This is a genomic window from Mesorhizobium sp. M7A.F.Ca.CA.004.06.1.1 (genome assembly GCF_003999135.1).
Classification (GTDB): domain Bacteria; phylum Pseudomonadota; class Alphaproteobacteria; order Rhizobiales; family Rhizobiaceae; genus Mesorhizobium.
On sequence record NZ_RZPQ01000089.1, the window covers coordinates 1 to 12959 of the forward strand.

A 12959-nucleotide genomic window follows, 5' to 3' on the forward strand; every position below is an offset into this window, starting at 1 on the left:
TGCCCATACCGTGCCTGATGTAGCCGATGGCGATGCCGCCGACGATGTTGATGGCGGTGATGATGAGGCCGGCGATGGCGTCGCCGCGCACGAACTTCGAGGCGCCGTCCATCGAGCCGAAGAAAGAAGATTCTTCTTCCAGCTCGCGGCGGCGCAGCTGCGCGGTCTTGTCGTCGATCATACCGGCCGACAGGTCGGCGTCGATCGACATCTGCTTGCCTGGGATGGCGTCGAGGGTGAAGCGCGCGCCGACTTCGGCGATACGGGTGGCGCCCTTGGTGATGACGATGAAGTTCACCACGATCAGGATCATGAAGACAATCAGGCCGATGACGAAGTCGCTGGCCATCACCAGCTTGGAGAAGCCGGCGATGACATAGCCGGCGGCATGCGTGCCCTCATTGCCGTGCGACAGGATCATGCGCGTGGTGGCGATGTTGAGCGACAGCCTGAGCATGGTGGCGATGAGCAGCACGGTCGGGAAGGACGAGAAATCGAGCGGCCGCTGGATCCACAGCGCCACCATCAGGATCAGCACCGAAAGCGCGATCGAGAAGGCGAGGCCGACGTCGATGAGAAAGGCCGGAATCGGCAGAAACAGCACGGCCAGGATGATGACGATGCCGATGGCGAAGAAGACGTCGCGGCCGTTCTTGGCCACCGCGCCGGGCTGAATGCTTTCGCTGATCGCCATATCGTCCTCAAACCCCATAGACTGCCGAGCGCGCGACAGCCCTGTAAAGGTAGCCCGCCAAGCTTGCGCGAGGGTGGGAGACTGGCTAGTTCGAACGACCATGCGCAGGTCGCCGTGTCGGCCGGCCTCGCTAGGAAGGGAAACCCATGCTTCTGATCATCGGCACCATCCGCCTGCCGCCAAACAAATTGGAGGAAGCTAAGCCCGCTATGGAACGCATGGTTTCCGGCAGCCGCGCCGAGCCCGGCTGTCTCGAATATTCCTATGCGCAGGATGTTTTCGATGCCGGGCTCATCCGGGTCACGGAAGTCTGGAGTGACAGGGCAGCGCTCGACGCGCATTTCGCCTCGCCGCACATTGCGGACTGGCGTGCGAGCTGGCCGGCGCTAGGCATAGGCGAGCGCAACCTCGTGCTCTATGAAGCCGGCGAGCCCATGCCGACCTGAACGGTCCGTCAGCCGATCGATATCGCGCCAGCTGTCGCCAATATGGTGTCTGCCGGCATAGTGGTTGCCATGCCGTGCCGCCGGGCGTATCAGGCTGGCTTTCCACTGCCTTTCGATATCGGCGAGCCGCCCCGGTGCTTTCCAGAAACCACAGCGAAGTCTACGCCCGCCGGCTGCGCGCGGTGCTGATCAGGTCGTTGCCTCTGCTCGAGGCACGCGGCATCGTGGTGGTCGTTCTCGCCGGTGTCGTAGGCGTGATGGCGGGCATATTGGTCACGGCGATGAGCCAGATCGTGCAGGACCTGCACGGGCTGCTGTTCGGCGTTCAGCCAGGCGGCCGGCTTTCCGGCATGTTCTCGCTCGCCAATCCGATGCAGGCGCTGATACCGGCGATCGGCGGCATGCTGCTGGGGCTGACGGTGGTCTGGCTCAGGATACGGAAATTCCGCACGCCGATCGACCCGATCGAAGCCAATGCGCTCTATGGCGGGCGCATGTCGCTGACCGACACCTTCATCATCGCCGGCCAGACGATGATCTCCAGCGGTTTTGGCGCCTCGGTCGGGCTGGAAGCCGGCTATACGCAGGTTGGCTCCGGGCTGGCATCGCGGCTGGCGGGCATCTTCAGGCTGCGCCGCAACGATGTCCGCATCCTGGTCGGCTGTGGTGCGGCCGGCGCCATCGCCGCCGCCTTCGATGCACCGCTGACCGGCGCCTTCTACGGCTTCGAACTGGTCATCGGCATCTACTCGGTTGCCAATGTCGCGCCAGTCTTGACAGCCGCGATCTGCGCCTCGCTGACGGCAGAGATGTTCGGCGGCGTGCCGTTTCCGCTCGAGCTTTCGGGTCTGCCGGCGCTCACCGCCAGCCAGTATGTGCCGTTCCTGCTGCTCGGCCTGCTCGGCGGTGCCGCCTCGATCGCCATCATGCATCTGGTGACACTGATCGAGCGCGGTTTCGCCAGGCTGTCGATCGATGCGGCGCTGCGCCCCGTCATCGGCGGAGTCATCGTTGGCTTGTTGGGGCTGATCACGCCGCAGGTCCTGTCCAGCGGCCATGGCGCGCTGCATCGCGAATTCTCGATGAATTACGGGCTGGCCGTGGTGGCCAGCGTCTTCGTGCTCAAGCTGGCGGCGTCGGCGGTCTCGCTGGGGTCGGGTTTTCGCGGCGGATTGTTCTTCGCCTCGCTGTTCCTCGGCGCGCTGCTCGGCAAGGCGTTCGCGGATGTGATGATTGTCGTCTCGCCGGCAACCGGCATCGACCCTGCCGTCGCCGCCGTCGTCGGCATGACGTCGCTCGCAGTCGGTGTCGTCGGCGGTCCGCTGACGATGACCTTCCTGGCGCTGGAATCGACCCGCGACCTGACGCTGACCGGCGTTGTGCTGGCCGCCTCGATCATGTCGGCGATCCTGGTGCGCGAGACCTTCGGCTACTCGTTCTCGACATGGCGCTTCCATTTGCGCGGCGAGACCATCCGCAGCGCGCACGATGTCGGCTGGATGCGCAGCCTCACAGTCGGCTCGATGATGCGCAAGGACATCAAGACCATCTATGCCTCGACGACGCTGGCAGCCTTCCGCAAGCAAGTGCCGCTCGGCTCTGCCCAGCGGGTCATCGCCGTCGACGCGGGCGACCACTATGTCGGCGTGCTGATCGTGGCCGAACTGCACAGCGATCCTTCCGATGGCGAGGTGCCGGTGCGCGATCTTGCCAAATACAAGGACGCGGTGCTGGTGCCGAGCATGAACGTGCAGGCCGCCGCGGAAACATTCCAGCGCGCCGGCGCCGAAGAACTCGCAGTCGTCGAGGATTTCACCGACCACATCGTCTTGGGGCTTTTGACCGAAGGCCATCTGATGCGGCGCTATGCCGAGGAACTCGACAAGGCGCGCCGGGACCTATCGGGCGAGGGGTGACGGACGGCCAAGCGGGGGCCTGCGACAGTGGTTGCGGAGCCCTAATGCTCGATCGGTCCCTTGGCCATCACAAGCGCTGTGCCCGCGGTCGTCGGGCGTTCGATCATGCGCCGCACGCGGGGCGGTTCGTCGCCGCTGTGCAGGGCCCGCACGCGTTCGCCGATGACGGCGTCGGCATGGGTGATGCGTCCATTGTGCCTGATATATTCGATCCAGGTCGGCGTGTGATAATGCTCGATCCATACGGTGGGATTCTCGAGATCGCGCGCCAGCGTCCAGTTGCGGGCGCCGTCACGACGGCGGATGCGGCCGCGTTCGGCCATGATGGCGAGGAACTCCGGTTCGTCCTCGTGCCGGATCACATACTCGATCATGATGGCGATGGGACCACTGCGCGGCTTCAGGTCAAGCGCAAGGTGCGGTTCCTTAAAGCGATTGAGCGGGTCGAGGTTGAGCACCTGCTGTTGCGGCAGCGGGAGCAAAAGACCGATGGCGCCGCCGGCCAGCATGGCGACGCTGGCTGCGATCAGCGCGGTTTCGGCGCCGTGCGCATCGGCGACGACACCCCAGATCCAGCTGCCGAGCGCGATGCCGCCGAAAGTCGCGGTCTGGTAGACCGACAGCACCCGGCCGACCACCCAGCGCGGCGTCGCCATCTGCACCGTGACGTTGAAATGCGAAAGCGCGATCACCCAGCAGGCGCCGCCGACAAGCAGGCCGAGCGACGTCTGCCAGGCATGCTGGCTGACGGCGGCATTGAATGCGCAGACAGCGAAGCCGGCAAAAGCACAGCGCACCATCGTCTCGCTGGACAGCAACTGCCGCAGCCTGACGCTGATCAAGGCGCCGCCGACCGCGCCGATGCCGAAGGCGCCGAGCATGATGCCATAGGTCAGCGCATCGCCCTTGACGACATCGCGCGCCACCAGAGGCAGCAACGCAAGCACAGCGCCTGCACTGAAGCCGAACGCAGCACCCCTGACCAGCACCTTGCCGATGTTGGGCGACATGGCGACATAGCGCAGGCCGGCGCCCATGGCAGCCCCCAGCGACTCGCGCGGCAAGGTCGATACCGGCACGTCCGGCTTCCAGCGCGCCAGCACGACGATCAGGCCGATATAGCTCACCGCGTTCGCCGCGAAGGCGGCCGCGGCACCGGCCGCGGCGACGATGATGCCGCCGATCGCCGGACCGACGCTGCGTGTCAGGTTAAAGCCCATCGAATTGAGGGCGACGGCCGCCGGCACCTTGTTGCGGGGGACGATGTCGCCGACGGAGGCTTGCCATGACGGGCTGTTGAGCGCGGTGCCGCTGTCGATCAGGAAGGTGAAGGCGAGCAGCGTCCACGGCGTGATCAGGCCTGAATAGGTGAACAGGGTCAGAAGCACCGACACCACCAGCATGAAGGTCTGGGCGACAAGCATCACCTTGCGCCGGTCGAAACTGTCGGCGATGGCGCCGGCTACGAGTGCAAACAGCATGATCGGCAAGGTGGTCGAAGCCTGGACCAGGGCCACCTGATAGGGCGAGGTGGCGATCGTGGTCATCATCCAGGCGGCGCCGACACCCTGGATCAAGCCACCGAAATTCGAGACGAGACTTGCGCCCCACACGGCGCGGAAAATGCCGTGCCGGAAGGGCGCCAGCGCCGAGACGCTCTCGCTGTCCGGCTTTTCGTCAATCATTTGGGGTTCCTGCCATGTCGTGCCTGCTCGTCAGACAATCCGTTTGCGCAGACCGTTTGCCGAAAGTAGGGCATGGCGCCGCAAAGGGCAAAAAAGCGCATGGTCCAACAATGGGATAGAGGCGGTCCAGGCCTTGTCCGCCGTGGGTCCGGAGGTGCCGCGGGGATCGGCGGCGTCTGTCCTCGCACAATTGCGAACGGCATGCCGCGGCACACCATCCTGGAACAGGCTCAGAAGCCGTTCTGGATGCGCTCGAAGATGACGTTGGTGAAGGCCGATATCTGGCTGCCGATGAAGGGGCCGGTCAACGCCACCACCAGCATGATCGCGACGATCTTCGGCACGAAGGTCAAGGTGATCTCCTGTACCTGCGTCAGCGCCTGGATGAGGGCGATGCCGATGCCGACCGCCATGGCGACCAGCACCACCGGAGCGGACGCGACGAGCACCGTCCACACCGCGTACTGGACGATGTCGAGAGCGTCGGCCTCATTCATGGGACTGGCTCTCTGTCGAAAGCGTCAGCTTGCTGCCTTGACCGAGACTCCCGGACCGACGGCGACTTCGGTGCCGTTCTGCAGCACGGCGATGAGACCGTTGCTGGCGAGGCGCACCGAAGCCACGGTGCCCGTGGTCAGGCCGTCGGCGGAGGTGATCGAGCGCCCGATCAGTGCGTCGGCCTGCGACAGCGCCGAGGACTGCATGATCTGATTGAGCTTGGTGTTGGTCTGCACCGACTGCTCGACCTGAGAGAAGGTGGCGAGCTGGGCGACATATTGCGTCGAATCCATCGGCTTGGTCGGATCCTGGTTCTTCATCTCGGCGATCAGAAGCTTCAGGAAGGACTGGTAGTCGACCGCTGTCTTCGAGGTCGACGCCGTGGCCTGATTGGCGCCTGTCGGAATCGTCGTCGTCATGTCCACGTTCATCAGTATCGTGCTCCCACGGCCAGCGGGCGCTCGGCACCCAAAACATCGTCATTACCACCCAGCGCGCGGCGTTCGAGCGGATAAAGCGCGCGGATCGCCTTCAGCGCCTCGTAGATATGATCCTCGCCGACCATGCGGTCGATCTGTTTCAGCGCGCTGCAGATCTGGGTGTCCTCGAAGCTTGCCAGAAGCAGCGGCAGCGAACGGCGGAACATGTCGCGCGCCGCGGCGGCGCCGGCCGGGTTCATCAGCATGACCTGCAGGATGAAATAAAGCTGCTTGAGCGGCGTCGAGGCATCGTCGGCCTGGATCACGTGGCTTTCGAGCAGGAACTGGACGTCGTTCATCAATTCGACGGTGACCTTGCGGTCGACCCGGATGACGGCGCCGTTGATGTAGATCTTTTCGTTCGGCTTCAGCGATATCTTCAGCGTGTTGGTCATTGAATGCCGTCCCTGATGATCTGGGACACCTCGATCAACCCTTCGAAATTGTTGGTGCGGCCCTGACGGATGTCCTCCGCCTCGCGCAGCAGCCACAGGCCGATGGAAATGAGATTGGCGCGCAGTTCCTTGGGCAGGGCGTTGTCGCTGGAGCCAAGATCCTCGACGAAGGCGGTCCAGACGCGGTTGGTGAAGTGAAGCGCCTCGATCGCTTCCATGGAATCGTGGCCGGCCGCTGCTGCCGCCGCCAGCATGTCGATCGAGCGGGTCAGAAGCTCCCGCTCGCGGTCCTTCGCGTCGGCAACGGAGTTGCTCTGGATGTCGGCGTAGGAGAATTGGTACATCGTTGGGGCTCTACCGTTCCGTTAAGCGTTGTCAGGTCAGGTAATTCAACAGGCTGAGCTGCTGCAGGCGTGCGGTCAACGCGAAAGACGTTTCGATGTGCTGTGTCAGGTCCGCGACCCGTGTCGCGGCTGCCGCCGGATCGACGGCTTCCAGATCGAGAATGTGCCGTTCGAAAAGGTCGACCTGCGTTTTCATCCGATCGTTGGCATCGGAAACCCGCTTCTGGACGATGCCGGTCTCGGATTGAAGCTGGCCAATGCCGCTCAGCGCTTCGCCAACCAATGTGGTGGAGCGGCTGACAACCGTATTCTTCGCCGCCTGGCTGATGTTGCTGGACATCAGGCTGCTGACCATGGCTGCGGCCATGGCGAGTTTCTGAATGCCATCGCTGTTGGCGCTGGTCGAAGTCGGTGTGGTTTCGTTGAGTGCGATGCGGCTGACGATCTGCTGGTCGGTGGCGTTCGACCAGTCGCCCTGCCAACCCGCGCCCGTGAACAGCGGCGCGACATCGTTGGTGATGAAATCGTCCATCTGGGCGGCCGTGATGTTGGCCGCTGCCGGGTCGTCCTGGGTGAAACCGAAATTGGTGAGGAAAGCGGTATCGAATGCAGCCTTGGCGGGAGAGCCGGCAGCCGTGAAATCGTTGATCGGCTTGACGTCGGTGTTGGTGCCGGCAAACAGATATTCACCATTGACGCTGGTGTTGAGGATCGAGGTCAGCTGCTGGATGGTCGCCTTGCCGGAGTCCCGGGTGAGGCTGTTGGACGAGTCGCTTGAGGAAGCGGTGGTCAGGGCGGACAGGAAGGTCTGAGCGGCGCCGGAGAGCTGGCCAAGCGAGGTCTGTGTCGAGGAAAGCCTCGCGCCGACCAGGCCGTTGGAATCGATAATGACGTTGAGCCGGTCGAGATCGCGCGAGAAGGTGACGGACTGGGCGGTGCGCCCTCCGAGAGCCAGCCCGACATCGGCGACCCTGCCGGTCGACGCTTCCTTCGTGGCTTTGACGAGTTCGGCCTGCATGCGCATCTGCTGGGAGCGCATGGCATTGGAGATTGCGGCCGAGGAGACTGAAGTCATGGAATTATCCCACCGCGTTGAGCAAGGCCGTCAGCATGTCGTCGACGGTTTTCATCATCCGGGCCGATGCCTGGTAGGTGTGTTCGAGGTCGAGCAGCAACGACATTTCCTGGTCGACATTGACCCCGGTCGCGTTGGACAGCGCTTCGGCGCTGCGCGATGCCAGTGCTTCCTTGGCATCGGAGGCGGTCGAAGCCTGCTGGCGCACGCCCTCGAACCAGCCGATCGAACTGGCGGCGTAGTCGGATACGCTGGAGGTTGCCGAAACGCCGGCGGCGGGGTCGAAAGTCATCGGCTGGTCGAGCCGGTCGCCATAGGCGACCAGAAGGGTGGAATAGGACGCGCCGCCGCCCGTGTTGGCGACATAGGCCGCACCATTGGCGCCGCCGTCGCGCAGCAGCGTCGGGTTGCCGCCGGTGCTCGGGTCCATCGCTGCATTGACGCTGATGGACGCGGCAAGGCCGGTGACCAGCGTGCCGGCGGCCGGCACGGCCGGCGCTCCCGACCAGGTGAACAGGCCGGCGGCATTGGCCATCGAGGGTGCGGTCTCGGCAAAAGCGGTGATCAGGCCACGCGCGGTCTCGTCGAGCTGGCTCTGCATGGTCGAGGCGACGCCGTCGCGCAATTGCAGCAGGCCGGCAAGCGTGCCGCTGGCGCTGGTGTTGCCGCCGGCTCCCGCCGAGATCGGCACGTTGTCGATGTAAACGGCATTGCCGGCGGCACCCGCGGTATAGCCTGCCGACGCCGCGAAGGTGACCGTGCGCGGTATCGTCTCGAACAAAGTCGTGCCGTCGCCGGTGGTGATGACCATGTCATTGTCGCCTCGCGTGAAGGTCGACACCGGGACATAGTTCGAAATCTTCTTCAAAAGCGCGTCGCGCTGGTCGAGCGCATCGGAAACGTCGGTGCCGGAACGGGTTCCGGACATGACCGCCGTGTTGGCATCCTGGAACTGGCTGAGCAGCGAGTTCAGGTCATCGACGGCGGTGGCGATCTGGCCGTCGGTCTGGGTGCGGAAATCCTGGACTGCCTTGGAGCCCTCGTTGAGCGAGCGCACGACCTGTTTGGCGGCGTCGATGACCGAGGCGCCGAGGTTCTGGTTCGACGGCGAGGTGGCGTAGAGCTGCAGCGCCTGCTGCAGGTTGGCGATCGCGGTCGAGGGCGAGGACGCATTGTCGACGCCATTGACCGCGACGCCCAGCTGATCCATGCCGCTGTAGAGCGCGTTCTGCCCGCTCCAGGCCGATAGCGCGCCGAGATTCTGGCGAAACAAAAGCTCGTTGGCTGCGCGCTGGATATCGACCGAACGCGCGCCCGGCGCCGTGCTGGTGACGACGGCCTGGCGCCGCGAATAGTCCGGATTGGAGGCGTCGGCGACGTTGCGCGAGACAACGCTTGTCTGTCGCGCGGTGTTCATAAGCGCCGACTGGGCGATACTCAATGCGGTAGACAGTGACATGCGGGTCTTTCGCGGGCGACGCCCGTCTTATCTCTTCAGGTTGACAAGGACGTCCATCAGATCGGAACCGGTCTGGAAGACTTTCGAATTGGCGGTGTAGCTGCGCTGCGCCGCGATCATGTTGGTCAGTTCTTCGGCGATGTCGACGTTGGAATTCTCGAGCGCGCCGGAGATGATGGAGCCGAGTTTGCCTTCATTGGCAAAGCCGACACGAACCGCGCCGGACTCGGTGCCCTGCGAATAGACGTTGCCGGGCAGCGCGGTGAGCTGGTCCGGGCTCTGCACGTCGGCCAGCGGAATCTTGTAGAGCGGCTTGGTCGAACCGTCCTTGTACTGTGCGTAGATGGTGCCGTCCTTGCTGATCTGGACCTTGTCGATGGTGCTCGGCGCGTTGCCGTTGACCTGGGCATCGGAAACCGTGAAGCCGGCGCCAAGCTGGGTCAGCGCAGACAGATCGATATTGAGGGTGGCGCCGTTCGGCACGGTAAATGAAACGCCGGTGGGCGTGCCGGTGAGCTTGCCGGTGGTGGTGTCGAAGGTCAGGTTGGCCGAGCCCAGCAAGCCGCCAGCGGTGTAGGGGAACGATGTTCCAGCGGTGGCCTTCGACTGATCGAAGACCGCCACCTGCCAGGTGCCGGCGCCGGTGTTGGTGAAATAGACGTCGAGCAGCTTCTTGTTGCCGAGATTGTCGTAGGCGACCATCGAGGATTTCGACGTGTATTGCGCGGTCGCAGCGTTGGCGGCGGGCAGGTTGGCGGTCGCGACCGGTGTCGCGCCGGCCGGCAGGTTGCCGGCATAGCTGCCCTCGGTGCTCGGCGTTGCGGTCATTCCCTGGTCGGAGATGACAACCGGGACCAACCCCTCGAAGCCATTGACCGTCGCTGCCGGTACGCCGTTGTCGTAGCTGTACGCCATCAGCTGGAAGCCGGCCGAGTTGACAAGTCTGCCTTGACCGTCGGGAACGAAAGCGCCGGCCCGGGTCAGGTAGGGGGTGCCGCTCGGATCCTGGACGACAAAGAAGCCATCGCCGCTGACGGCAAGGTCGGAAACCGAGGTCGTGTACTGAAGCACACCCGGATCGCTGACCGCCTGGCGGATCGTCGTGGTGACGCCGCCGGAATTGTAGGCACCGCCGGTCGACGGCATGACCAGCGTCGAGAATTCGGCGGAGGAGCGCTTGTAGCCGGTGGTGTCGGAATTGGCGATGTTGTCGGCGACCGTCGATAGGCGGTTTGCCTGGGCGTTCATGCCGGAAACGCCGGTCCGCATCATTCCGTAGAGGCTCATCGAAACGTCTCCGCTGTGTCCATGCTGCTGGCTACGAGGCTACGCATGTTTTCTTGCGCGAGGCTGGCGCGGCGCTGCATCAGAAGACGAGCCGGTAGCCGAGGAAACGCTTGGAATCGATCGGGTCGGTGCCCAGCTTCTCGCGCAGCTTCTTGCGCAGTTTGCTGATGTGGCTTTCCACCACGTTCTCCTCGACCTCTTCGTCGAAGATGCCGTAGATGGCGTTGAAAACCTGGGTCTTGGTGACACGGCGCCCGCGATTGCTCGCCAGATATTCGAGGATGCGGCGTTCACGGCGCGGCAGGGGGAGGGGCTGACCGTCGATCTCGGGGTCGCGGCCATCCATGAAGATGCGCATGGCGCCGATCTCGGTGTAGGCGACGTCTTCCTGGGCGCGGCGGCGGATGGCGGTGATGCGGGCCAGGATCTCGCGGATATGGACGGGCTTGCGAATGACGTCGTCGACGCCGCTCTCGAACAACCGGAGCGTGTTCTCCAGCGAATGCTGTTCGCTGAGCGCAATCACCGGGGCGCCGGTGCGGTCGCGGATCTGGCGCGGAGAGATGGAACCCTCGCGGCAGTCGCCGATGAGGAAGGCCCTGACCGAGCGCAGATCGGTGTCTGCGGCAGAGTTCACCCACTCACCGAATTCGCCGGACGCAAAGCCTGCACAGGCGATGCCCTCACGATCGAAAAGTGAATTGTATCCCTCTGTTACGAGCTCGCGCTCGTCAACGATCACAATCATCGGCCCCGCCTTCCGAATCAAATCATTTGCCCCGTGAAGAGAGGCGTATCCGCTGGCGGGAATCCTGAACAACCGTCATTTCTTGTAGCTAGTTTCTTGGGAGTCTGGAATCGTTTCGGTTGCATTAGCGGGCGGCCAGATGTGCTTTCGGCGGCAAGTTCTGACCAAGTCAAACCAACAATTCGGGTTGTACGGTTTGTCTATTAGTAACGGGAAATGCGCTTACGGGTTGCAGAATCCGCGGGCGTTCGCGGTCCATTTTCCAAAGCCGGTGGCGACCATGTTGGCAATGACGCGGCAGACATAGATCTTCTGCGCCGGGTCGTTGTCGGGACCGGCATGATAGCGGGCCACGGCCATAGACCAGGTCTCGTGACGGGCATGAAGGCTGGCCAGGAAGCGCGCCGCATAGTCGACGTTCTGGCGTGGGTCGAGCATGTCCTCGACGCTGCGAAAATGCGATGCGTGGTAGTGGTGATTGATCTGCATGCAGCCCAGATCGATCAGGGTCTTGCCCTCGCGCCGGGCATTGGCGAAGGCGGCAAGGGCCTCGGTCCGGCTCCTCGGAAAGACTGCTTTTCCTTCTATATTCAAGGCATTGGGTTGAAGGCTGCCCTTGTTTCCGGTCTCCGTCAGGCCAACGGCATAGAGGATGCCGGCGGGTACGCCATAACGATCCGCGGCGCGCAGGATCTCCGGCTCGCAGGGGTTGGCCGCGGCTGCGGCGGCGTTTGCCGCGCTAGATAAAGATATCGCTGCCAGCGCGCTCGCGAGCAGGCGAAGTGCCGCGGCCGTAGTCCTGCGCGTCATCGTTGCGTTTCCCTGAGGATTGCTGGCCCGGTTGCTGGCCGCCGGCTCCACCATTGCCGCTGCCCGAATTCCCCGGTTGAAAGGATGCTGGATCGCGGCCTGTCGCCGCCGCCATAGGAGCGGTTGCATCCGCCCGGGTTGTAGCGGGAACTGCTACCGAAGGTTGCAGTATCGTGACCTTGTCAACCTCGAAGCCGAGCCCCCGCAGCGACTTGACGATGGCCTCGCTGTCGGCCGACAGCCGACGATAAGCGTCGTGCGTTTCCGGCTTCAGCTCAATCGAGAGTTGTTCCCCGGAGAGGCGAAGATTGGCCGTCACCATGCCGAGTTCGGCGGGGTGGAGTTCGATCTTCAACACATGTGTCGGAACGGCAACAGAGCTGGCCAGATGGGTGGGCGTGGGTGAGGCTGAAAGCGCCTTTTGCGGCCCGGCGTCGGTGGCTATGGCGTTGATCACATTGAGGGCTGCCTGGCTGATGGGACTCTGCGGCGGTGCGGGGAAGCTCCGTTCCGACACCACGTCGATGCGCGCAGTGGGCAGGGACTGTTTTCCCGCTTCGGGACGCATCGAGGACTGGACATCCTCGATGCTCTTCATCGCATTCGCGGCGTGCTTCGACCGCACGCCGGGCACATCGGCAGCCGGCGCGTCCGGCAGCTTCTGGGCCGCCGCCGCGGCGTCGCGTTTTGTCGCGCTGGAGGCAGCGCTCGGTGACTGACCGTCAAGCGCCGTCAAAGGTCCGTCGACGATCGACGCCTGCTCCGGCTTCGACATGGTTTCGAGTGCTTCGCGTCCGCCCGCGGCTTTTGGCCGGTAGGTCTTTGGCAGTGAAGCCTGCCCATCGAGCGCCGGGTCCGACGGATTCTCGCCGGTGGTCGTATTGCCCCCGGCTGCCTTGGCCGTTGTCGAGAAATGCCACAGGTCATGAAACGCGATCAGCAGCGGCAGGTCGTCCTGAAGCGGCTCGGCGTCCGGCGCCGTCTCTTCAGCGTCGGCCTTCGCGTTTGCTTCCAAATCGTCCTTGCCGGTTTTCACGTTTGCCACTTTGGCCGAGATGGTCCTTGCGGGCTCGGCCGATGCTGGTTCGGCCTTGGCGTCATGCCCGGCAAGGCCGAACCAGCA

General features: G+C 63.9%; 14 protein-coding genes. 2 read left to right on the forward strand and 12 right to left on the reverse strand.

The genetic code is table 11. The features are described from left to right. A partial coding sequence (locus tag EN906_RS08305) for an FHIPEP family type III secretion protein (protein WP_206529075.1) occupies nt 1–694 on the reverse strand: 694 nt, incomplete at its 3' end. Nucleotides 695–840: 146 nt separating this feature from the next. Between EN906_RS08305 and EN906_RS08310 the strand changes: the two genes are divergently transcribed. Together EN906_RS08310 and EN906_RS08315 are read left to right on the forward strand one after the other, a co-directional pair. After that, nucleotides 841–1140: a putative quinol monooxygenase gene (locus tag EN906_RS08310; RefSeq protein WP_127269780.1), complete on the forward strand. Its 300-nt coding sequence runs from the start codon at nt 841–843 to the stop codon at nt 1138–1140. A 134-nt stretch (nt 1141–1274) separates the two neighbouring features. Then, complete coding sequence (locus tag EN906_RS08315; protein WP_127271699.1) at nt 1275–3056, forward strand: chloride channel protein; 1782 nt, start codon at nt 1275–1277, stop codon at nt 3054–3056. A gap of 41 nt (nt 3057–3097) precedes the next feature. Here the strand turns inward: EN906_RS08315 and EN906_RS08320 are convergent, their stop codons facing one another. From EN906_RS08320 to EN906_RS08370, 11 genes are all read right to left on the reverse strand, one after another. Continuing rightward, nucleotides 3098–4741 (reverse strand): MFS transporter, encoded by a 1644-nt coding sequence (locus EN906_RS08320; RefSeq protein WP_127276143.1) that lies wholly within the window; start codon nt 4739–4741, stop codon nt 3098–3100. Nucleotides 4742–4971: 230 nt separating this feature from the next. Continuing rightward, complete coding sequence (fliQ, locus tag EN906_RS08325) at nt 4972–5238, reverse strand: flagellar biosynthesis protein FliQ (protein WP_023810020.1); 267 nt, start codon at nt 5236–5238, stop codon at nt 4972–4974. Between the two features lie 24 nt (nt 5239–5262). Further along, the gene (flgD, locus tag EN906_RS08330; RefSeq protein ID WP_013529774.1) at nt 5263–5670 is read right to left on the reverse strand and encodes a flagellar hook assembly protein FlgD; all 408 of its coding nucleotides are present in this window, start codon (nt 5668–5670) and stop codon (nt 5263–5265) included. After that, the gene (gene flbT / locus EN906_RS08335) at nt 5670–6113 is read right to left on the reverse strand and encodes a flagellar biosynthesis repressor FlbT (protein ID WP_027038236.1); all 444 of its coding nucleotides are present in this window, start codon (nt 6111–6113) and stop codon (nt 5670–5672) included. The genes flgD and flbT overlap by 1 nt, the downstream gene beginning before the upstream one ends. Further along, a complete protein-coding gene (gene flaF / locus EN906_RS08340) occupies nt 6110–6457 on the reverse strand; it encodes a flagellar biosynthesis regulator FlaF (protein WP_023810018.1) in 348 nt (115 codons plus the stop codon). The genes flbT and flaF overlap by 4 nt, the downstream gene beginning before the upstream one ends. A 31-nt stretch (nt 6458–6488) precedes the next feature. Beyond that, the gene (locus EN906_RS08345; protein WP_127269451.1) at nt 6489–7532 is read right to left on the reverse strand and encodes a flagellar hook-associated family protein; all 1044 of its coding nucleotides are present in this window, start codon (nt 7530–7532) and stop codon (nt 6489–6491) included. 4 nt (nt 7533–7536) lie between these two features. Next, the gene (gene flgK, locus EN906_RS08350; protein WP_127271695.1) at nt 7537–8991 is read right to left on the reverse strand and encodes a flagellar hook-associated protein FlgK; all 1455 of its coding nucleotides are present in this window, start codon (nt 8989–8991) and stop codon (nt 7537–7539) included. A 27-nt stretch (nt 8992–9018) separates the two neighbouring features. Beyond that, nucleotides 9019–10278, reverse strand: coding sequence for a flagellar hook protein FlgE (locus tag EN906_RS08355; protein WP_127271693.1), 1260 nt, complete (start codon nt 10276–10278; stop codon nt 9019–9021). Between the two features lie 79 nt (nt 10279–10357). Next, nucleotides 10358–11026, reverse strand: a complete 669-nt coding sequence (locus EN906_RS08360) for a response regulator transcription factor (RefSeq protein WP_013529780.1) — start codon at nt 11024–11026, stop codon at nt 10358–10360. A 222-nt stretch (nt 11027–11248) separates the two neighbouring features. Further along, nucleotides 11249–11836 (reverse strand): transglycosylase SLT domain-containing protein, encoded by a 588-nt coding sequence (locus EN906_RS08365; RefSeq protein ID WP_050592657.1) that lies wholly within the window; start codon nt 11834–11836, stop codon nt 11249–11251. Continuing rightward, on the reverse strand, nt 11766–12872 hold the full coding sequence (locus EN906_RS08370) for a flagellar hook-length control protein FliK (RefSeq protein WP_245456905.1): 1107 nt from the start codon (nt 12870–12872) through the stop codon (nt 11766–11768). The genes EN906_RS08365 and EN906_RS08370 overlap by 71 nt, the downstream gene beginning before the upstream one ends. Nucleotides 12873–12959: the final 87 nt, after the last annotated feature.